Annotated in this window: 15 protein-coding genes; 10 read left to right on the top strand and 5 right to left on the bottom strand. The window is 52.1% G+C overall.

The features are described 5' to 3' along the window. Positions 1–123: 123 nt before the first annotated feature. Together C9J03_RS10705 and C9J03_RS10700 are read right to left on the bottom strand one after the other, a co-directional pair. A complete protein-coding gene (locus C9J03_RS10705) occupies positions 124–3,291 on the bottom strand; it encodes a chondroitinase family polysaccharide lyase (RefSeq protein ID WP_052829753.1) in 3,168 nt (1,055 codons plus the stop codon). A 56-nt stretch (positions 3,292–3,347) separates the two neighbouring features. After that, positions 3,348–5,711 carry a hypothetical protein gene (locus C9J03_RS10700; protein ID WP_044623171.1) on the bottom strand — a complete coding sequence of 788 codons (2,364 nt, stop codon included), beginning with the start codon at positions 5,709–5,711 and terminating at the stop codon, positions 3,348–3,350. A 492-nt stretch (positions 5,712–6,203) separates the two neighbouring features. On the opposite strand from C9J03_RS10700, the gene C9J03_RS10690 reads away from it, so the two are divergent. The 9 genes from C9J03_RS10690 (at position 6,204) to C9J03_RS10650 (ending at position 19,816) form a co-directional block, all read left to right on the top strand. Then, complete coding sequence (locus tag C9J03_RS10690) at positions 6,204–7,130, top strand: OmpG porin family protein (RefSeq protein ID WP_044624455.1); 927 nt, start codon at positions 6,204–6,206, stop codon at positions 7,128–7,130. 43 nt (positions 7,131–7,173) lie between these two features. Then, positions 7,174–9,375: an autotransporter family protein gene (locus C9J03_RS10685; protein WP_044623173.1), complete on the top strand. Its 2,202-nt coding sequence runs from the start codon at positions 7,174–7,176 to the stop codon at positions 9,373–9,375. A gap of 57 nt (positions 9,376–9,432) precedes the next feature. Further along, a complete protein-coding gene (locus C9J03_RS10680) occupies positions 9,433–12,534 on the top strand; it encodes a chondroitinase family polysaccharide lyase (protein ID WP_052829754.1) in 3,102 nt (1,033 codons plus the stop codon). Positions 12,535–12,730: 196 nt separating this feature from the next. Continuing rightward, positions 12,731–13,990, top strand: a complete 1,260-nt coding sequence (locus tag C9J03_RS10675) for an anaerobic sulfatase maturase (protein ID WP_044623174.1) — start codon at positions 12,731–12,733, stop codon at positions 13,988–13,990. A 23-nt stretch (positions 13,991–14,013) separates the two neighbouring features. Continuing rightward, on the top strand, positions 14,014–15,618 hold the full coding sequence (locus tag C9J03_RS10670) for a sulfatase family protein (RefSeq protein ID WP_044623175.1): 1,605 nt from the start codon (positions 14,014–14,016) through the stop codon (positions 15,616–15,618). A 56-nt stretch (positions 15,619–15,674) separates the two neighbouring features. Further along, complete coding sequence (locus tag C9J03_RS10665; RefSeq protein WP_044623176.1) at positions 15,675–17,168, top strand: DUF2264 domain-containing protein; 1,494 nt, start codon at positions 15,675–15,677, stop codon at positions 17,166–17,168. Positions 17,169–17,277: 109 nt separating this feature from the next. After that, a complete protein-coding gene (locus tag C9J03_RS10660; RefSeq protein WP_039462190.1) occupies positions 17,278–18,132 on the top strand; it encodes a tagatose bisphosphate family class II aldolase in 855 nt (284 codons plus the stop codon). Between the two features lie 125 nt (positions 18,133–18,257). Next, positions 18,258–19,223, top strand: a complete 966-nt coding sequence (locus C9J03_RS10655) for a sugar kinase (RefSeq protein ID WP_082060601.1) — start codon at positions 18,258–18,260, stop codon at positions 19,221–19,223. A 17-nt stretch (positions 19,224–19,240) separates the two neighbouring features. Further along, positions 19,241–19,816: a DJ-1/PfpI family protein gene (locus tag C9J03_RS10650; RefSeq protein ID WP_044623177.1), complete on the top strand. Its 576-nt coding sequence runs from the start codon at positions 19,241–19,243 to the stop codon at positions 19,814–19,816. A 91-nt stretch (positions 19,817–19,907) separates the two neighbouring features. Here the strand turns inward: C9J03_RS10650 and C9J03_RS10645 are convergent, their stop codons facing one another. Genes C9J03_RS10645 through C9J03_RS10635 form a run of 3 tightly spaced genes read right to left on the bottom strand, consistent with a single transcriptional unit; the run spans position 19,908 to position 22,292 of the window. Then, positions 19,908–21,086 (bottom strand): M20 metallopeptidase family protein, encoded by a 1,179-nt coding sequence (locus tag C9J03_RS10645; protein ID WP_044623178.1) that lies wholly within the window; start codon positions 21,084–21,086, stop codon positions 19,908–19,910. Then, positions 21,086–21,535 carry a hypothetical protein gene (locus C9J03_RS10640; RefSeq protein WP_039462180.1) on the bottom strand — a complete coding sequence of 150 codons (450 nt, stop codon included), beginning with the start codon at positions 21,533–21,535 and terminating at the stop codon, positions 21,086–21,088. Before C9J03_RS10640 ends, C9J03_RS10645 begins: the two co-directional genes overlap by 1 nt. Beyond that, positions 21,519–22,292, bottom strand: a complete 774-nt coding sequence (locus C9J03_RS10635) for a DUF3100 domain-containing protein (RefSeq protein ID WP_231580731.1) — start codon at positions 22,290–22,292, stop codon at positions 21,519–21,521. Before C9J03_RS10635 ends, C9J03_RS10640 begins: the two co-directional genes overlap by 17 nt. Here C9J03_RS10635 and C9J03_RS27015 point away from each other — a divergent pair. Then, positions 22,189–22,404, top strand: coding sequence for a hypothetical protein (locus tag C9J03_RS27015; protein ID WP_231569038.1), 216 nt, complete (start codon positions 22,189–22,191; stop codon positions 22,402–22,404). The genes C9J03_RS10635 and C9J03_RS27015 overlap by 104 nt on opposite strands. Positions 22,405–22,812: the final 408 nt, after the last annotated feature.

Below are 22,812 nucleotides of genomic sequence, written 5' to 3'. Positions count from 1 at the left end.
TAGCAAACTTTGGGGCAAAAACAATTTATAAAACTCAGACCTTGTATCGCTGCGGATTTATTTATCAGGCGTGCTAGAGCAAAAAGTAAAAGGGGCAACGTCATGATTGCCCCTTAGTTCGTATTACAACCTGGTTCTTCTTGCGGCCAATATAGCCAACATGATCAGGCCTAAGGCCGAGCTGGAGCCGCCGCTGCCGCCAGAGGCTGGCTGGCCGCTGTTGCCATTGCCGTCTCCTCCGTTATCCTCTCCGCCTCCGGTATCGCCGCCGTTGCCGTTACCGTCGTTGCCGCCGTCCTGGCTCAGGGCAACGGTGGCAGCTTGGCCGAACAGACTCGAAACCGTCACCACGGTATTGTTGCCTTGGTAGTAGTAGTTGATCCCCTGGGTATCGACATCCCATTTCCCGGTCAGCTCAATGCGAATCGAGACCGGCTGGGTGGGGGCGTCATCTTCACCGATGTTGAGCGTCAATGAGGAGACGCTGAGTGACATCTCTTTCTTGTCCTGCTGCACCAGAAGTTGACTGGCGGTTCCAAGGTGTTTCACCGGCCCTTGGCTGAAATCGTTGGCTGCAAAGCTGGTGTAACCGAAGAGGTTGTTGGCGCGATCGTTGACTACGTGGCCGTTGAGGCTGCGCTCGAGAGTGCTAAAGCGAGGGGAGGTCGCAAACGCACTGGCGAGGCTGGCCATCTCGGCTGGGGTGGTATCCATGACCATGACATATTGGTAGCCGGCATTAGCGGGGGCTACGCCATGATCTATCCATGCCGACGAGAATTGCCCGCTAGTGTCAGCCTTGGTCTTGTTGTGGCGTGACTGCTGGGCGCCGCGGCGCACCTTCACCTTGTCGGCTTCGATCAGGTAATAGCCAACCCCGTTGTCATCGATGATCCAGTCGCCGCTGCCTAGCTCGGTGGTGAAGCTCGTGGCGTCATGATGCTGGCCGTTGATCCAAATTCCTGAGGATTGCGGTGTCATTGCCAATTGGAACAGGGTCGTTTCGGTGGCATGCTGGCCGTCTTGGTTGCTGATCCCGTTGCCGCTCAGGTACAGCTGGTTGCCAGCGGCAAGCACATGTTTTTCGGCAACAAAAGTCGGCTCGAACTGGGCTAGGTTTTGTGGGGCCTTGTGCTTGAAACTAAACAGGGTGAAGCGATTGTCCAGCGAGGTGGCCCCGCTCAGGCCTTCATCCGATCGCAGCATGAGGGTCGAAGACTTCGGGCTTTCCAGCTGGTCATAGTCGAGATGGATAGCTGTCGCGCCGGGGTTGCGGTTCCAGTCCCAGCCGTTTTGCTGGTAGCCGTTATCGACCGGATCACCCGCGGGGATCACGTGTACGCTGCCGTGGCTCTGATAGCGGCCGTAGCGGTTGTCATTGGTATAGATTTCCGCCGACCAGACATCTTGGTTATAGCCTTTGATAACTGCCATTTTGTCCCCGCTGCGGTGGACGGCAAATGCACCGCCGTTGAAGCTCCAGCTGCCCTGAGGCAGCGCGGCCGGCTCAACCTCCTCGCCAAAAATTGCCTTGCTCTGTGCTTGGCTGTAATTGCCTACCTGGAGGTGAATCGAAGCCAGGGTGCGATCCAGTATCGGGTAGCTCTGGGCCAGCCATTTGATGCCGTTGTTGTAGCGGCTGACGCTGAGATCGGTAAACGGATGGCGGCCGGACAGGGCAAGGGGAACATACGGGTTGCTGTAGTGCCAGCCAGCAATCATGGCTTTTTTCAGCTTGTCGAGTGCCGGTTCGGCAATTTCGAATGCTGAATCTTTTAGCATGAAGCTGACATGGGCGGCATTTTCAAAGGCCGGGAATGCGTAGCCGGGGTAATGGCCATGGTGGCGCCATGCAGTGCCATCCTCACGCAGCCCGTCGTGGGTACCCGGCGGGGTTTGGGCCAGCGCACCGGAAAAGAATTGGCTGAATTTATGCAGCAGGGCAATCCGCTCTTGGTCGTCAGGGTTGAGCAGCAACAGTGCCAGATGCTGGCGGGATAGGGTGTTGAAATAGTCCAGGTTAGAACTATCAGGTTTCAACGCCATATCGAAGCTTTCCTTGAACTCGCGGGAGAACCACAGCAGGGCCTGATATACGGGTGACAGTAGGCTTTTTTGGGTCAGTGGTTGTTCCATCATCAGCGCAGAAATATACCACCACCTTCCGCTGTAACCCCAGTGGTGGGTAGTGACAAGGCTACTGCCGTGTGTATAGCCCTGATCGAGCAAATGCTCTGTCATCAGCAGGTACATGTCGGCGATTCGCTCCCGATCGTTGATGAAGGCAGCGTGGTGATAGGCCTTGCCGAGATCTAACATCAGCTCTGCGTAGCCAGCGAGCTTGTCACCACTGCTGTCGCTTTCGCCAAGCAGTGCATACTGATCAAAGTCTGGTTTGTCGGTTGGCGAAAGGTGGTCGGGTTGATAGATAACTTGTTGTTTGTCGGTAATGATATGGCGACCGGAGATCACCCCCTGCGAGTTTTTTTCAATTTCAAACTGGGCAAAGCGAGATTCCAGGCTGTCAATCGTGCCGGGGTTGCTGGAAAATGCGTCGATCAAGCTGGCTTTGATCTGTTCGGCATCATCCAGTTCGGCTTGGCTGACTGCCGGCAAAGGGGAGCTCAGGCCAAAGTCAATTTCAGGTACGTCGTAGCGGGTGGTGACCTGTTCGTCAGACCACTGATAGCGATTGTCATCGACCGAGACCATGATACGGTCAATGATCAGCGTGCCGCTGGCGACGCCCCTCGGCGCCTGAATGCGGAGCTGCTGCAGATCCATCGTTGCGGCGTGCGAGCTGTTTTGGCCGAGGTTGAAATCATTGTTGAGGGAAACCCCCACCGCTCGCCAACCGCTAAAGTTCAGGTTAATGGTAAACTCGTCGGTAAAGCTCGAAGCGTTGCCCAGCCGGATCCGCAGATCATTATCTTGCGGAGTTTCGTTGTAGAGCCAGAAGGACAGGACCTGGGTATAACCGCTGTAGACGCCTTTGGCCTCGTTGGCCTCTTTGTCGCTGAGGCGGGAAAAGTGGCGTTTAAGCGTGATCGAGGCATCGGCTTTGTCCCAAGACCAAACAAGTGCCTGATCACCCATGATGGCACGCTCGGTGGTGAGGCTTATGCCTTGTCCACTCAAATCAGCGGGTAAAGCATTTGCCTCAAAGCTTTCGATTTGAGCGGTGAGATCTGCATTGGCCTGAGTATCCGGCGTCCATAGCGCGGCGGCGACGCACAAAGAGAGTGTTTGAAAAGCTACGGGTAGCGAGTAGGAGAGGAGATGTGGTTTCATTATTATTGTTCCTGAACGAAGAAAGGGATGGCTCGCGCCATCCCTGAATGTTTTGCCTAGCCTGCAGCGCGGACGCAGGTGACAAAGCGGCCGTTGCCGACGGCATTGTTGCCCGATGAGCCACTGTCGTAGAACTTGACCGAGTTGGCCTGCTCTAGGTTGGAGTTGGGCTTGGTTGCACTCCAGAATGGGGTATTGCCTGCGCTGTTGGTGACCCAGCCGAATATTGGCGATGCCGTGCCTTGCAGGTTACCGACAATGCCTTGGCCGACCACACTGTCTTTGGTGTTGTAGATATTGGCCAGCTTGATGAGGTAGGTGTTAACGTCATCGACTGGTAGCTGATTCCCCTCAGCCTCGAAGCCATTTGGCAGATAGGCGCTGTCACTGCGGCTGGCAGGCAGGAACCATGTGCTGCTATCAGTTTCATCTTGCTTATACAGGTTGAGGCAGACTTCCAGGCCAGGCTTGGTCCCGTCGGTATGCTCTAGTTTCAGGCTTGCCCAGTCAATGCCCATAGCGGTTTGGCTGTAGTGGGCTTTTGGCATCAGCGGGCCGAAGTCACTGCCCGAGCCCGTCTGCATTTCGGCAAAAGAAAGTGGGCGGTGGTAAACGGCACCCTTGAAGGTGACTTCACGAACCGGCTCGATAGCCCGCAGGTTAAAGTCATCCTTGTTGTAGATCACCCCGCCGCTGACAGTCGGCTGGGCCGAGGCCAACAGGCACTGCGGCTGTGGCTGCTCGGTGCTTGTCACGCACAGCTCAACGTCTTTACCGACGTAGTGGGCTGCATTGACTGTGGTTGAGTCAACGACGCTCGCTCGTATTGCCTGATCCCAGTCGGCATCATCAATCATGCCGTTGTTGTTACCCGTGCTGCTTTCAAACTCTGGGGTGATGTTAGCCAATACCTCTTGTCCGATGGTATAGATAGAGCCGGTTGCAACTTCTACCCTCGAGCTATCTCCAGCAGGCCCATCGGTATTGGATGTATCGACCTTCCATGACAACTGGGCGTTGGTGTAGCCGACAATGTCAGCTTCAAGATCCTGGCCAAACTCCAGCTTGCCGCTCATACGAATGCCGAAGGTATCCAGTGCCGGTGAGCATTGCTCGGTACCCGGCTGGCTGTCGGTTGCCTTGGGGGTGACGCAGTACGTCAGGGTCTGGCCCAGCTGCTGTTCGCCGATAGTCAGATCACAAACTTGGCCGGTGGTGCAGGTTGCGCTGGCAATGACTTGGTCACCGGCCTTCCACACGGCCTTCGAATCATCGGCGGCCCCAGAGCTTGATGGCTGATACTGGTAACTGCCGGTCAGTGTATCGCCGACTTGGGCGAGCTGGACATCACCGTCACTGGCGACATCACCAAGGGTGATGGTTGGAACGTCGCCGACCGGCTCTGTCACATCGGTAATTGGATCGGCACAGACTTCACTGCCTTGTTTCGGTAGCCCTGTGGCAGCGACAGGAGTGACACAAAATTCCACACTGGCGCCTTTGTCATCCACCGTCAGTGTATAGCTAGATGCCGTCTCGCTTGGCAGTACCACGCTGTCGCGCTTCCAGGCAATGATCGTTTCGCCTTCCAGATCATTGTCATCGTCTTGGTAGCTATATTGGCCGGTGACGATTGAGCCGACCGTGTGATCGCCCGAGGTGGTTACGGCAGAGGCTACCGGTGCCGAGCCTTGCTTGGCGGCAACCGCGGTAGTCGCATCCGAGCAGGCTTGATCGCCGGTCACCGGATAGTTCGGCAAACCATCAGGGTTTTCTGAAACAGGGGTGACACAAAACTGGATCGAGACACCTTCCTGGGTTGCGGTGAGGGTGAAGCCTTGCTGGTTGGCGCCATCAATGTCCTTGCCGTTGCTCTTCCAGACAAATCGGCTTATTGCCTCGGCATCACCGTCAGGATCACTATAGGTGTAGTCGCCTGTCAGGGTTTCGCCAACGGTTGGAGCCGTGTTGTCGATAATGACGTTGTCCGCCTGGGGCTTTTCGCCGGCACCGCTCTGTACGTTAACCGACGCCGAGCACTTTTCTTCCCCGATGATATTCACGTTACCTTCCGCGGCAGGGGTAACACAGAAGTAGACATTTTGGCCGAACTCACTATCCGTCAGGGCAAGTGTCTGGCTTTCACCCAGTACTTTGTCATTGCCGGTATCGGCGTCGCCATCTGCCTGACGCCATTGATACTGGCTGTCACCTTCCGGGCGCGGTGAATAGTTCGGATCGGTAAAGGTGTATTTGCCTGTCAACGTTGAGCCGACAAGTGCGTCCCCGCTGATAGCAACCGAGGAAGCGATCGGCGCTTTAAAATCTTGTCCGTTATTGCCTTGGGCGGGATTTTCACTGTCGGAACCACAGCCAGTTAATACGGTTGCGATGGCTAATGCGCAATATCTGAGTTTCATATTTCCATCCATGCAGAGTGAATTACTTTGAAAGTGAGATGAAAGTCTGTGCTTTCGTTTTCTTTTGCGTTGAGGTGAGTCTAATGGGTAAAACTTGAACAGTGAATGCTTTCAATTGCTTTTGTTTTCAAAGTGTGATTCAGCTTTGGTTTTCATTGTTAGAAAGGTTAATAGTGCGATATAGGTATGACAATTGATGTTGATTCAATAATTTCGGTATATACCATCAGTTTCATTAATGGTTTAACGCCCGGCCTGTTTCGTTTCTTCATCTGTTTTTCCATGTTAGGAAAAATGCGAAAGTTTGATTTGTGTTTTTGTTTACTTTCGTTTGTTTTCGTAAATTTGCCCTTCATCACAGTTGTGGTTAGAAAATAAACGTAATATTCCACTCATCAATAGTGGCATTGAAATGCTATGGAAAGCAGCAGGACAATAAAAATTTACGGCTGCTAATTGGATGATATTAAGTGGAAGGGCATTAGCATCGTTATGAAAACAGGATTGAGACCAACGTCGAGGGTTGTTTTGTGTGCAGTACTGGTTGCTGCGAGTATTCCTATGGTCGCACAAGCTGCCAAGCTAAATGCAACCTTGAGTTACGAGTCAGGGGATTACGGCAGTGATTATGACTATGCCGGCCCGAGGCTGGACATGAACATTAACCCCGATGGTTCGAACTGGTATTTTGACCTCGGTTACCGCAACCGTACCCATGATAGCAAGCAGGTCTACACCCGAGCTGAAATTCAAGCCGCTTATCGTTTTCGGTTTGATGGCGGCTGGATCCAACCGAGTGCCAAAGTGCGCCAGGATGTCACCAGCTATGACAGCGGTTCGCGCCTGACCAATGATATCTACAGCAGCGAAACCAAATATATTTTTGACCTCAGTGATAAGTGGACGCTGTGGGGCGAGGCGCAGTTTGGGTTGGAGCGTCAGGAAGACAAAAATGTCAGCGGCACCGTCCGCAACAGTGATTACCTGGCATGGGAAGTAGAGCCAGGTATCCGCTACAACCTTACCGCCAAGCAGCGTCTGACCCTGTCGTATTACAACACGGGCAAGCGCAGCGACAAAGGCGAAACATGGGGCTTGACCGATCATACCTACAACCAGCAAGCACGACTTTATTACTACTGGGATACACCAATCGGCTTGGTTATTTCACCGTATGTCCGTTACGCACTGGGCTATGGCGAAACCTCGGCTTGGTATGACAGCGCCTATCACGACGAGACCAAGACCCAGAGCAAAGTGTCACGTTATGCCATCCAGTTGGCGTATCCGCTGACTGATTATCTACGGATCCAGGCTGAATATTACATTGAGGATGTGGAGTATAAGGAAGGCTTCACGATGGGCAAGGAAGACTCTCAAGTCAAATACCTGAAACTCGGTGCTCGTGTGAGCTTCTAAGTGTCCTTTTATCTTAAAAATAATTACTTGAGAGTTTTTTAATATGCACAGAATTCCAGTTTCTCAGCGCACAACACTATCGCTGCTTATTGCTTCTTGCCTGATGACGCCAATGGCCGCCAATGCGGCGGACTGCCCCGAAAATACTGTTTGTGAAACCGTGGTCAAAACCGACGGTGACACCAGCTATAGCGGCGGAGACATTTTGGTCGCTGACGGCAATGGCCTTGAATACCAGGGCGGTGGGGCGGCGTTTTCAAATTTGTACCTAAAGAGCAACATTCGGGTATCCGGGGAAGGGGCTAATGGCATCTATGTCGATGGCGATGCGGTGTTTACCGGGAACCTCAATATCGAAGGTAGCCAGGTAGTCAGCGAAAACGGCACCGGGATCAAAATTGATGGAGATTTCGAACAGGGCACACCGACCAACCCTAACCGGGGTATTTATATCAAGGATGGCGGCTTGGTCAGTGGCAGCGAGAATGCGATCGACTTTAGTGCCAGCTCTAGCTCTGCGCGTATCGATGTCAACGGTACGATTGAGGGCAACATCAAAGGTAACGGGGTTGAGGGCAACAAGATCAACTTCGGCTACCAAGGCGGTGCGGGGAAAGATGCTACCTTTGATGGCCATAGCATCACCGGGGTCGATAAAATCGAAAACTACGGCAATCTGACCATTATTGGCCAAGACCAGACCGTGGTTTGGGATGCGGACTATACCAATAAAGCGGATGCATCGATGGAATTCAAGGTCGGTGACAACAGCGATCTGAATAACCCGATCTTGCTGGTGACCGGGTCGACGACGTTCAATGAAAACAGCACGGTGACCTTTTCGTATACCGGCAGCAACGTCAACGACTTGCTGGGCAAAGACGTGGTGCTGTTGGAATCGGAAGGCGGGATAAATGGCGGTGACAATGTCAGCGTTGAAGCCGGCGAGGGCTTTGGGACGGCGGAATCCTTTGATACGTCGCCATTGCTGACTGTGGATGACTCATGGCTAGAGCAAACACCCCCTGATGTTAATGGCGGGGTGAGCGGTGATCAGCTGATCGCCCGCTATGCCGTTAACTACCAGGGCGGCGATGAGTTTGTGGGGCAGGCTGCCGCAGGGGGAGCCAATGCCGGAGAAGTTGTGGTTGCCGATTACATGGTCAACTATGCCCTTGATCAGCATAATAAAACAGGCTCGGATGAATCTGGCGAACTGCTTGCGTTACTGGCCTCTTCAGGCACGGATGACGCGGCGACAGCCCGCCTGGCCGACGAATTGACCCCGGATGCCGAAGGCAGTGAAGTCCGGGCCGCGATGCTGGTGGTGGATAAGATGCGCAGCCAGGTCGATGACCGTACCAACGTGTTGCGTAACGAAAGCCACCTGGGCAAAGCCCATGATGGCTGGAATGCCTGGACAAGCTTGATCGTTGGCTATGGTAGCCAAAGTAGCGGCGATATCCACGGGTATGATCTCAATACCTACGGCATTAACATCGGGATTGATCGGGTCTTCGACAGCGAAAAGCTGTTCGGCGTTTCCATTGCCTATGCACGCTCCAACTCGGATATCAAAGATACCGGCAACAGCAAAGACATCGATAGCCTGCAGGGAATGATCTACACCGGATGGTTCAACGAGCGCTACTTTATCGATGGCAATGTCAATATCGGGACGAACACCATCAACAGCACTCGCTCGATTGGCACCTCAACCGGCTATGAGGGTAATACTCAGGCCAAGGCTGAGTACGATGCCAACCAAGTCGGTTACCAAGTGATGGCGGGGATGAAGTTCGACCTCGATGTGGTGAAAGTTGAACCGCGGGTTGCCTACAACTACCAATGGCTGCGTGTTGAGGACTACAACGAAACCGGATCGCCGGCCAGCCTCAAGTACGACCGCACTTCTTACTCGGTCAAGCAATTGGGTGCAGGTGTGACTGCATTTAACACTTATGACATGGCATACGGCCAGTTCACTCCGCTGTTTTCGCTGATGGCGTACTTCGACATGGATGACGATGAGCGGATCCGCGAAAGTGCAGCATTGACCATGGACACCTCGACTGACCGCTTCGTGATTTATGGCGATGCTGTCGGCGGTGACATTATCGAAGCGAAATTCAATGCCAACCTCAACATGGGCAACGGCCTGAGTGCGTCAACTGGCTTAACGTACTACCAGCGTGATGACTATAAAGAAGGCTTCCTGGGCCTGGCTGTTTCTAAACGTTTCTAAGTGCTAAGACGACGGGCGGCAACGCCCGTACCTGCCAATAAAGTTAAAGGTTAAGCAATGAATTCTCTACATAAATTCAGCAGGTTGCCACTGCTTATTTCGGCGGTGCTTGGTATGTCTGCATGTTCCGGGTTATCTGTTACCCAACCAACAGAACAGGCCGCACCGCCACCGGTGATGCAGTCACAGATCTTGGCGATGACCGGGGAGACGGTACCGGACTACGCCGAAGCCGGCCAGGGCTCGAGCCTGTCGCTGAGCAAGGCGCGATATGTGCTAGGCGAGCAGTCGCTGCAGTGGGACTGGACCGCCAATAGCACCTTGGTTTTCCGCCAGCCGATTTCGCTGGTGACCGACATGGAGGCACGCCGGACATGGGGGCGTGCCGCAACCCAGGTGCTGTCATTTTGGGTGTACAATGAAGTACCGGTAGATGATTACATGATTGTCGATTTGGGCCGGGGACTCAGTGCCGCGTCTAACGCGGATGCGGGCTTCAAAGTGTACATGAACTTCACCGGCTGGCGTACCGTCGGCGTGTCACTGCAAAACGATATTCAAGGCCGCGAAGTAGAAGGGCTGGGGATCACCGACAACGGTTCCGGTGAAGGCCGCGGGATGAACAGCATGCCCGGTGGCCCGCGCAGCGACATGGATAGCATCCGCTTCACCGCGCCGGGGAAAGCCAAACAAGGGACATTCTATATCGATCGGGTCATGCTGTCGGTAGACGATGCCCGTTACCAATGGTCGGACGATCAGGTAACCACCCGTTATGATATTCCTGAGATTGATTTCGGGTTGCTGGCCCAGCTCCCTGTGGCTCAGCAGCACGAAATTGCCGCTGCCGAGTCTATCCGTGAGTCATTGATTGATGTCTTTATCGGGGCCGAGCGCCTCAAAGGGGTCAAGGCGTTTAATAGCCTGGAGACACTGCGCGAGCAGTATGCCTCGCTGCGGATCAAGCGCGATGAAAACGGGGTGCTGTCCGGGCGCCATATCATTACCGGCAAGCAAAAAGTGATTTATCAGCCCGAATTCATGAAGGAAGAAGATAAAGCACTGTTTGCTGATTATGTCACCCTGTCAGAATACTCCAATATCCTGTTCAACATCGGGCGTTTTTGGCATAAAACCGACGATCCGGCCATCAAGCAGGAGCTGGCCGACATGTATGTGCTGATGACAGAGCATATTCTTGACCAGGGCTTTGTCGATGGCAGTAGTCTGGTGACTACTCACCACTGGGGCTATAGCTCGCGCTGGTGGTATATCTCTGCCATGCTGATGTCTGAGGTTCTGACCGAAGCCGAGCTGCGCCAGCCGATATTCGATGCCTTACTGTGGTATTCACGTGAGTTCAAGGCCAACTTCGATATGGTCGCGGGACCGGAAAGTTCGGATCTGGATTACTTCAATACGCTTTCTCGTCAGCATTTGGCGCTGCTTATGCTCGAACCGGATCAGGACCGCCGCATCGCACTGCTGAAGAAGTTCGGTAACTACATCAATATCGCCCTGTCACAAACGCCGCCGGGAGGCTACGACGGTTTGCGCCCTGACGGAACTGCATGGCGCCATGAGGGGAACTATCCGGGGTATTCATTCCCGGCATTCAACAATGCCGCGCAGCTGGTGTATATGTTGCAGGGCACGCCGTTTAGCGTGAGCAGCGAAGGGCGTGCCGCCCTTAAGAAAGCGATGTTGTCGGCATGGATCTACAGTAACCCGGAAGTTGGCCTCGGCCTGTCTGGCCGCCATCCGTTTAACCCGCCTGCGGTGACCCACCTTGATGAGTCCTACCGTTGGCTCGCCCTGACCGGCAACCCGGAGACCGGCGAGAAAGTCGATAAGGCCCTGGCAGCGGCTTACTTGCAGATCACGGGGAAAACCGAGGCCGAATCGGTTGCCTTGTTCGGTGAAGCGATCACCCCGGCGGCATTGCCGCAAGGTTACTGGGCCTTTAACGGCGGGGCATTTGGTATTCACCGCTACCGGGACAACATGGTGACGATGAAAGCCTACAACAGCAATGTTTGGTCATCGGAAATCTATTACCGCGACAACCGATATGGTCGCTACCAAAGCCACGGTGCCGTCCAAGTTGTGCCATTTGGCAAGCAGGCAGAGATAGGTTTTAGCCAGGACGGCTGGGACTGGAATCGCAATCCGGGTACCACAACCCTCCACCTGCCGCTGGAGCAGCTTGACAGCCCGAATTCACATACGCTGATGCTGCGCGGCGACCAGCCGTTCAGCGGGGCTTCCTCGCTAGATGGACAGTTCGGGATGTTTGCCTTTAAGTTCAAAGCACCGTCAATGCCTAAGTTTGACAGTAGCTTTACCGCGAGGAAATCGACCTTCTCCGTCGCTGACAGGGTAGTGATGCTGGGCAGCGATATCAGCAACTCGAGTAAGGGCAACGCGACGGAAACCACGCTGTTCCAGCACGGCATCACCCCGCAGGCTGATGAGATCTGGGTCAATGGCGAGCAGGTGCGCGACATGCCATACCAGACACAGCTTGGCCAAGGTGATTGGTTGATGGACGGTCACGGCAACGGGTATTTGATCACCAGTGATGTCACGGTAGAAGTCAGGCGCCAGCACCAGCAGTCGGCCAATGATAAAACCCGCCGACCAACAGAAGGCAACTTCTCTGTCGCGTGGATCAACCATGGCAACGCCCCGTCGGATGCGGGTTATGAGTATCTGTTAGTGCTCGATGCCACCGCGGAGAAAATGATCACTTTGGCTGAAGCCTACAAGGGGTCAGGTGAGAAGCCTTACGAGGTCTTGCGCGAGGATAGCAGAGTGCATGTGGTACGGGACAAGCAAACGGGTGTGACAGCCTATGCTGCTTTCGACAGTGTCAGCCTAGACAGCGGCGTGGTGACCCAGGTGGCTCAGCCTGCCATTGTCATGACCCGCCAATTGGCCGATGGCCAGTTGATGGTCTCGGGGGTTACGCCGGATCTTAACATGACCCGTTATACGGAAGCGAAACCAACCTCTGTCAGTGTCACCCTGGCCGGCAGGTGGCAGCCAGTGACGGCGAACGATAAGGTCAAGGTGAAAACTGACTCGTCGACGACCACCCTGACCTTCGAGATTTACTTCGGCATGGTGCAGGAGCTGACACTGGCGCCGGTGTCCTAATCAATCTCCTCATATCAGGAGCCGGGCATATATTGCCCGGCTTATTTTTTGTGTCTTTTCAGTTTTGCCCTGAAAACTTTCCTTTTGTTTCATTTTGTGATCAAAAACGTTTTTCATTTCCGTTTTTTGGCGTATATTTTCTTTCGTTTACTTTCTTTTTGTTTTTATGTCCTTTCAAAGATGCGGGGCTTTTGCAATGACTACCTTTCGTTCTAATCATGCTCGTTTTCATATGATGGCCAAGCCAGCCAGCTATCGTTGCAACCTTAAGTGCGACTATTGCTTCTATTTGGAAAAAGAGCAGATGATGCAGCCCGGCGAGACAGCAAAGCAGGCGGCTGCGGACCAAATGTCAGATGCGATGCTAAAGCGCTATGTACGCGATTATATCCGCTCGCAAGATAGCGACATGGTTGACTTTGCCTGGCAGGGCGGGGAGCCGACGCTGGCTGGCTTGGACTTTTACCGCAATGCAGTCAAATACCAAAAGCAGTATGCGGAAGGGAAAACAATCACCAACAGTTTCCAAACCAATGCCGTTGCCATTAACCGGCAATGGGCGCAGTTCTTTGCCGAGCATAATTTTTTGATCGGGGTGTCGGTCGACGGGGCGGCGGAGGTACATGATAAATACCGCATTTCGGTTAACGGCAAACCTACTTTCGAACGGGTCAAGCACGCCATCGAACTGCTAAAAGAGTATCAGGTTCAATTCAATACTCTGACCGTAATTAATGATCAGAACTGGAACAAGGGCAAAGAGACGTATCATGCCCTCAAGGCGCTGGGCTCGGAGCATCTGCAGTTCATTCCTATTGTCGAAATCGAGCCGCATTGCCAGCAGAGTACAACAGGTCATTATTCTCCCGCAGCCGATGCCACACTGACGCCATTTTCGGTGCCCGCCAATGGCTATGGCCGGTTTATGACCGATGTCTTCAATGAATGGGTTGCCCGGGATGTTGGCCAGATCTACGTTCGTATGTTTGACAGTATTCTGGCAACGTGGATGGGCTATCCGGCCTCGGTCTGCGTGCAGTCTAAAAATTGTGGCCAGGCGATGGTGATAGAGGCCAATGGTGATGTCTATTCGTGCGATCACTATGTTTATCCGGCCAATAAACTCGGCAATATCAGCCAAACCAATATCGCCAAGCTGGCCCAGAGCAAGCAGCAGCTGCGTTTTGGCCAGGCAAAGTCCACTCGGCTGACTGAGCAGTGCAAGCAGTGCTCGGTTCAGGCCCTTTGCTATGGCGGCTGTCCGAAGCATCGCATCGTGTCGCTGCCGGGGGAGAAGCATCGCCAAAACTATCTCTGCCAATCCTATCAACAGATATTCAAGCATACCGCACCGGCCATGCACCACATGGTGCAGGCCATCCAGCGCGGTGGCATTGCAGCGGATGTCATGCCTGCGATGTCGACGATATACAACAACGACAAAACACAACTTTAAACAAGTTAATCAAGGAGTGAACAATGACACTGTCCTCGAAAAAGAAGACGGTATTGGCCGGACTGGTAGCGGCTGCATGTGCAGCAAGCCCGGTAGTGTCGATGGCTAGCGAGCAGGTAAAACCGAACGTCTTACTGATTGTGATGGATGACTTGGGTACCGCTCAGCTGGATTTCGCCCTGGACAATATTGATAAGCAGGCATTGGCGGAGCGCCCGTCGCCCGAGCGCTATGAAGGGGATTTCGACAAACTCTATGACGCAGCCAAGCGCTCGATGCCGAATATAACCCAGCTGGCCAATGAAGGGGTGCGTATGACCAATGCATACGTAGCGACTCCGGTATGCGGCCCGTCACGAGCCGGGATGATGACTGGGCGGTTCCCGCACAGTTTCGGTATCTACAGCAACGATGATGCACATTCTGGGATCCCGCTCGATATCACGTTGCTCCCTGCACTGATGAATGAAAACGGTTATGCCACCGCGAATATCGGCAAGTATCACAATGCCAAGGTCAGAAAAGAGTTTATTGACGAAAGCATCCAGACACGGGATTACCATGACAACCAGATCTCGATTCCGGAGCCGGGCTATGGGCCGGAGGAGCGGGGGTTTGATTATGCCTATAGCTACTTTGCTTCCGGTGCCGCCTTGTATAATTCACCGGCGATTTTCCGCAATGGCGAAAATGTCCCCGCGCCGGGTTTCATCACCCATAACCTGACCAACGAGACGCTGCAGTTTATTGAACAGGCCAGCGAGCAGGATAAACCGTTTTTTGTCAACCTGGCCTATAGCGTACCGCATATCCCGCTGGAACAGCCGGCTCCGGCTAAGTATATGGATCGCTTTGATACCGGCAATGTCGAAGTCGACAAGTACTATGCCCACGTCAATGCTTCGGACGAGGGGATTGGCCAGATCATCGCCAAGCTCAAAGCATTGGGAGAATACGAGAATACGCTGATTTTCTTCCTGTCCGACAACGGGGCGGTACATGAGTCACCGATGCCGATGAACGGCATGGACCGGGCATTCAAGGGGCAGCGTTACCGTGGTGGCGTCCATGTTCCGTTTATTGCCCACTGGAAGGGGGTACTGCCGGAAAATACCCAGAGCGATACCATGATTTCGGCGATGGATATCTTGCCGACGGCCTTGGCAGCTGCAGGCATTGCGATTCCCGAGGAAATGAGCGTTGACGGCAAGGACATAATGCCGTTGATGAAAGGGGAAAAACAACAACCGCACAAGTATCTATACTGGGCAGGCCCGCGGGCCCTTCACTATGACTCAAGCAATGTCGACTTTTGGAACCATTACTGGAAGTGGATCAGCTTCGAGGAGCAGGAATTTATCCCGAGCAAGTACATCGAAAAACACTCCAAGGGCGAATGGGCAATTAAAGATCAGGAGTGGTCGCTTCACTACTACGATGGCGGCAACGAGGGATTTGAGCTCTATCACTATGCGAACGATCCCGCTGAGTCAATTAACTTAGCTGCCAAACACCCGGAGAAAGTTAACGAGCTTAAAGCGGCCTTCTATGACTGGATCAAGTCCAAGCCAGCTCCTCTGGGCTGGGGCCAAGACCGATACCAAGTATTGACGGAGTCAGCGAAGTAAAGCTTGCTGTGATGTTAGGGCCTCGTTCGAGGCCCTTTTTCGATGGATTGTGACCGATGCAAAAAACAATAAACGCCACCGAGCGTCCCATTATTCCCTACGAACATCCTGATACCGCCATTTATCTCAGGTTGTTCAAAGAGAACTTGACCCGGCTGCGCTACCGCAAGGCAGCCTACTCTCAGCATGATGACTATATTCGTCAGCAATTTTCAACGGTTGGCCAACTGCGCCAGCAGTGTGACGATTTGGTTCGCTATGTCGCCGAGGCCTTTGAACATTACGCCGTGTGGGATTATACCCATGCGTATTACCCGGGAAGGCCGAGCCAGCAGAATGCTCGTACCGATGCGATGGAGGGATGCAGCCGGGTTATCCCGACCTTGGCAGCCTGGTTATCCCGACAAAAAGGCACGAGTACCATGCTTAACGGCCTGAACGGGCAGCCGCTGGATATCGCCTTATGGTTGAAGAAAGCGTTTTTGGCCGGCACCGATCCCGCCCACCCGGGCTATTGGGGGGAGTTGCATGATTATGATCAGCGCATCTGTGAAAGCGCCGATCTGGCCCTGGCGCTGTGGTTGAGCCGGGAGACGGTGTGGACGACCTTGACCTATGGCCAGCAAAAGCAAATTGTCGCCTGGTTCAAGCAGGTCAACCATTGCCAGACCGTTGACAATAATTGGCATCTTTTTCCGCTGACCGTGCAACTGGTGATCAACTCACTCACCGGCGAGGATCACTTTGATCACACCCGCTACCACAGGATAAAAGAGTTCTATGTCGGAGATGGCTGGTTTCGGGACGGCGCGAAAGGCAACTACGACTATTACAATGCCTGGGGATTTTATTATTCACTCTATTGGTTTGATCAAATTGATCCTAGTTTTGACCCGGAATTCATTCGTGCCAGCTTGCAGGCTTTTTCCAAAAATTACCGCGCGTTCTTTACCCCTGTTGGCTTGCCTCTGTTTGGCCGGAGTGCGTGTTACCGACTAGCCGCATCAGCCCCGCTTCTGGCTGCGGTCGATCTAAATCGCCGTCATTCCTACCGCGGCGGGTTGCATCTCGGGGAGGCCAAACGGGCCTTCCGTACCAGCCTTGAGTACTTTATCTCTCACGGTGCTTTGCAATACGGTGCGCCAACGCAAGGCCTGTTTGGCGATGACGCACGGCTGGTGGATAACTACAGTGGTCCAGCAAGCAGCTTCTGGTCATTGCGGGCGTTAAACATCGCCCTGTACTGTGGGGATCGGCTTAATCTCTGGCAAGCAGAAGAGCACCCGCTTGAGATTGAACGGGGAGACTTTTCATTTGAGATCCCTGCGATTGAAGCCAAGGTGATTGGCACTTTCAAAACGAAAGAGGTCGTGGTGATTTTTCAGTCAGAGTATTGTGAGCAGCAAGATCCGCTTTCTCGTCGTCTGGAGCGGCAAAAACTGGCAAGAAAAATCCAGGAAATACTGACCGGACGTGCGGAGAGACCCAAGAATAACCTGCTGCGCAAGGGGATCACTTGCTACAGCTCGAAAATGTCGCATTTCTTTTAGTTTTAATTTCTTTCGGTTTGAAAGTATTTATGTGATCTAGATCTTTTATTTTGCTTTTGTTTTCGAATATTATCAAAGCGAAAGATAACGAAGGTTTTTGAGGTTTTATATGTTTCTGGTTTCGTCACGCGAAATGCTCCATAAGGCACAGCTGGGCGGTTATGCCGTTCCTGCTTTTAATATTCACAACCTAGAGACTGTCCAGGTTGTGGTTGAAACAGCGGCAGAAATGCAATCGCCGGTTATTCTGGCAGGTACTCCCGGGACATTTTCCTATGCGGGTACTGACTATTTGGTAGGGATTTGCCAAGAAGCGGCGAAGCGATACCAAATGCCGATTGCACTTCATCTGGATCACCATGAATCTTTTGGCGATATCCGCAATAAGGTGGAGGCCGGGATTAAGTCGGCGATGATCGATGGATCGCACTTAAGCTTTGACAAGAATATCGAACTGGTGAAGCAAGTGGTGGAATTCTGCCACCGCTGGGACTGCTCGGTAGAAGCTGAGCTAGGTCGTTTGGGTGGACAGGAAGACGATCTGATTGTTGATGCGAAGGATGCGCTATTTACCGATCCGGATGCCGCATTGGAATTTGTCAGCAAGACAGGTATCGATTCCTTGGCTATCGCGATCGGCACGGCCCATGGCATGTACAAAGAAGAGCCATGCCTGGACTTTGACCGCCTTGGTATTATTCGCAGTAAAACGGATGTCCCGCTGGTACTGCACGGTGCTTCTGGGGTGCCTGATGCCGATGTCCGCCGGTGTATCGAGTTGGGTATCACCAAAGTCAATGTGGCTACCGAATTGAAAATTGCTTTCTCCGATGCCGTGAAGCAGTACTTTATCGACAATCCTAATGCCAATGATCCGCGCCACTATATCGTGCCGGGTAAGGAAGCGATGAAGAAGGTGGTCATGGACAAGATTGCAGTGTGCGGGAGTGCTGGCAAGCTATAACCCCCTTACAAGCAAGCGTTAAGATACTCCCAGTCTTTTTTTGGCTACACCGAATAGTGCTCTCTCATTTCCCGGTGTAGCCATTTTTATTTTCTGTTAACTGCATATGTGATGGATAACAAGCAATGGCCTCGTCTCTGACGTTCAAAAAGAAAAAAGTAGCCGTGATCGGCGAGTGCATGATTGAGCTGAGTGGTCAGCCATTCGGTCAGCAAGCACAGTACTTTGGTGGGGATACGCTCAATACGGCGCTGTATTTGTCCCGTCTGGTGCCGGGTATGAATCCCGCATATGTGACGGCATTGGGTAATGACAATTACAGCCGTTACATGCGCCAATCTTGGTTGCAGGAAGGAATTGATACGCAGTTTGTCCTGACGCTCGATGGGAAGTTACCGGGTTTATATACCATTGAGAATACCCCGTGCGGTGAAAAGAGCTTTCACTATTGGCGCAATGATTCTGCTGCGCGCTGCCTTTGCCGGCACGAGCTATTTGGCTCGGTTGTTGACGATTTGAAAGCGTTTGACTTGGTCTATCTCACCGGTATCACTCTGGCCATTTTGCCTGATCCGGACAAGTACCTGCTGCTTCGGGCGCTGGAGACCCTCCAAGAGGAGGGGGTGAAGATAGCGGTAGATTCAAATTATCGTCCAGCGCTATGGCCATCATCATCTCTGGCTTGTGAGTGGATCGGCAAACTCTATCAATTAGCGGATATTGCCCTGGTTACCGCTGATGACGAGGACCGGCTGCTTGGGATGCACGACTCTCCGCCGCCGATCATTGCCAAACGCATGCACTCGATGGGGGTCAAGCAGGTTGTGGTCAAGCTCGGCCAGGAAGGGGCAATGTGGTCTCAGTATGGGCTAAATGGCATGGCGAGAGGAAACAAGGTGGATCGGGTCATGGATACGACGGCTGGCGGAGATGCATTTAATGCGGCATTTCTGGCTGCATGGAGTATGGGGATGGAGATGCACGAGTGTTGCCATTGGGGCAATAAGCTGGCGGCAAGGGTTATTCAGCACAAGGGCGCAATCATTCCGAGAGATTATACCGGATACCTTACCGAGTTAATGAATGTTTAGGCTTTAAGGAAAAAGTAATGAGCGAAAAACATGTTGCCGTTCTATTGGCTGATGGCTTCGAAGATGCAGAAGCTGTCGTATTTATCGATATTATGCGTCGGCTTGATATCAAGGTTGACGTACTTTCCTGCATGGAGAGTACAGTACTGAACACCTATTTTGGTACGCGCATCAGTGCCGATGACACGCTGAAAAACTGTGCAGCCAACACTTACGATGCTGTGATGATGCCAGGCGGTCCGCAGGGGACTGATAATTTGTCGGCCAATCCAGCGGTTATCGAGTTTTTAAAACGCCATATTGCACAGGGGAAGTGGATATGTGCGTTGTGCTCGTCAGGCGCCAAGGTACTGGCTGCACACCACTTATTGCAGGGGCGGCACTATACCACCGGCGATAAATTGGCTGACAAGTTTAGCGATGGTGAGTTTCAGCTCGAGAAAGTCGTGGTTGCCGATAACTTCATCACAGGCAGGGGGCTTGGGGTGAGTTTTGAGTTCTCGTTTACTGTGGCCAAAATGCTGTTGGCTGATAACCGCGCTAAAGTAGACCATCAGGCGAGCCATATCTATTTCGACCATTGGCCTTTGTGATAAATGCAAGGGCAGAGCTGAGGCGATGTAGATAAATACGAATAAGGCCTAGCATATTTGCTAGGCCTTGTTTATATGAGGCTTTGTTCAACTAGCTGGTAGCGATGTTGATAAAAATCTGCGCGCCAACCAGCGGGGCATGCTCATCAACATAGTACGGGTTGGAGTGAAGGTAGTTACAGATCCCTTGTCCTTTGTTGCCCGAACCCAAGAAGAAGAATGCACCGCGCTTCTCTTCCGTCGCATTGACCATGTAGCTGAAGTCTTCGCTACCGGTCATTGGCGAGCCGTTGATGTTCATCATTTCTGACGGCACGGCAGAGCCCGCAGCTTCAACCACGCGCTGGTAAGCCTCTGGGTGGTTGATAATGGCAGGGTAGCCACAGTAAGTCATAGTGGTATTGAACCCACGCAGCTTGCTTTGTGCCACTATCGACTCGAAACTGTTGCGCAGCACTTGGTCGGTTTCGCTGTCCATCGAGCGGATAGTACCACGGGCTTGAACATTGGCCGCTACCGCGTTGGGTACCGTACCACCATTGAACATGCCGCAGACAAAGACCGCCGGTGAAAACGGGTTGGTCTGCTTGGCGACAATGTAGTCCATGTCTTCGACAATACGGGCGCCTTCACGGATCGCATCAAGCCCTTTGTGCGGGGTTGAGCCGTGGGCTGATTTGCCCTCGATGTCCAAAGTCCACGCGCTACCGTAAGAAGACATGATGCCGTTGTTGATGCTGACAAAGCCACACTCCTGTGCCGCGTCATTATGGAGGGCATAGACTTCACTTACGCCACTCATACAGCCAAGCTCAACCATCTTGTTCGCGCCGTCGACGCGCATGTCCTCTTCAGCCATTTGGAAGATGAATCGGACGTTGTGCTTTAGCTCATCTTTGTACGATGACAGGTATTTTGCCGCCGTCAGTGCCGTTGCCATATGGACATCATGGCCACAGTTATGGGCTCTGCCTGCATGCTGCGAGGTAAACTCGTCGTTGGTGAGATCATCCATTTCCAGTGCATCCATATCAGCACGGAAAGCGACCATCTTGAAAGATTCGTCAACAATCAGATCAGCAATAAAACCGGTATAGCCGTCGTAAGTCGTGATGGCGTAGCCGCACTCATTCATGATTTTCTGGCAGTAGGCCGACGTCTTGTACTCTTCGCCAGACAGTTCAGGGATCTGATGCAAATCTTGGCGAGCCGTGATACTGAAAGCGGTGAGCTCAAGCAGTTTATTGTCAATATTAAAGCGAGACAGCATTAGATAATCCCTTTCATCGAGAAGCCAAGTTGTGCAATCAAAGATGCGCCTAGGAAACAGCTGGTTGATACCACCAGGAACAGCACAATCACTTTCCAAGACAGTTTTTTCAGCTCTTCCATCTTGCCGCCGACAGACAAACCTGCAAAGGCTAGCAACGGTACAGTACAAGACAGGAACTGTACTTTACCGATTGAATCGAGGAAAAAGGTTCTCACGGCCGTTTCAGGCAAACAAATCAAAATACCGATAATAGTCGCGTAGGCAAATGTCGGCAGTGGTGACTTGATGTAGCTTTTGGCCACCAGTGATAGGAACACCACAATCGACATCGCGATGAAGCTGTCCCACATGTTAAAGAAGCTGATACCCGTAGTCAGGGTTTGTGTGAACATGGCAAGCAACAGTGCCAAGAACACAAACTTCATATCATTAAGCACCGACTGCATTGCGCACCTCTTTTTTCTGGCAAATTTTGTAGACGAATTCTGCGAGTGGAATACCGATGAACGTCAGCGATAGTGCACCTAGAACAGATGAAAGCAGGTTAGAAGCGGCAGCAATACTCAGAGCTTGCTGGGCCATTTCCGGGGTTAGGTTGCTGACCAAGGCACCAGAGGCAGCACTTAGCATCGAGCCACTACCTACACCGGTACCGGCAGCCAGTGCCAGTGGGTGAATGCCTGTTAGCGGACCAACACTTCCTAGTACACTGAACCAAAGGGTACCGATCACCGAACCACACAGGTAAATCGCCAAAACACCGATGTACTCTTTGGTTCCGGTACCGTATTTGCCCTGGATAACGGCGATGGAAGGCTCACGGCTGATAGAGGAACAGGCACCGATTGACTCTCGACCCATACCAAACTTAACGGCTAGCGGAATCGCGACCAGAATTGGCAATAGGTTACCGAGTTCCTGGAAGATCAGCGGGATACCGGCATCAAGAATAATGTCGATGTTGGGAATGATCATACCTGCGTACTGAGTACCCAGTACAAGCAAGCAGAAACCGACCATTTTCGAGGAGAAAGACTCTTCTTGTTTAGTGAAAATCTTACCCCATGCACTGATCTTATTACGTACTGGATTTAAAGAAATGATCATCCCGATCGTTACTGCAAACAGCATTGGCAGGATGGCAATATTTATTTCCCCGAACGAAATGTTTTTTGTCCCAATAACAACTTGCGCAATGAATATGACGGCCATTGCGATAATAGTTGATATTGCAACTATTTTTATAGGCGAGCGATTACTCATAGGTGTCTACCTGGTTAGTTATTTTTCGGGTGGAGATATTAATGATGGCTAAAATATAAAATGTGAGGTGAATCGACTTTGTTGAGAATCAAAAGTTATTACATATTTACTTTTTTCGCACTTAAACCAACTGGTAACAATAACGCCAACAACGCCAAACATATGAGGTGAAATAATTTGCCGTTTAACCAAATGGCAACACAAGCCATGCGTTTTTTCCCTATGGAGACATTTGTGCAAAGCTGTTTTAACCGATTAATATCTTTTGTCTTTACCTTTTTGGAACGTGTAAGGCTTTGCTTTCAATTAATATTGTAAACTTTATTTGAAATGATGAGTAAAGATGAATGCTGGAAGACTGGCGTCTGAATACGTGGTCTCCAAAGAGATTAAAATGTTGATAATTTATGAGTAATACTGATTAAATGAATAACATTTTGAAATTGTAAGGCGAGAATTT

Origin of the sequence: Photobacterium gaetbulicola, from assembly GCF_003025515.1 — a bacterium.
Classification (GTDB): Bacteria; Pseudomonadota; Gammaproteobacteria; order Enterobacterales; family Vibrionaceae; genus Photobacterium; species Photobacterium gaetbulicola.
Note: the sequence above shows the minus strand (reverse complement) of the source record. Positions and strands in the feature narration are given on the sequence as shown.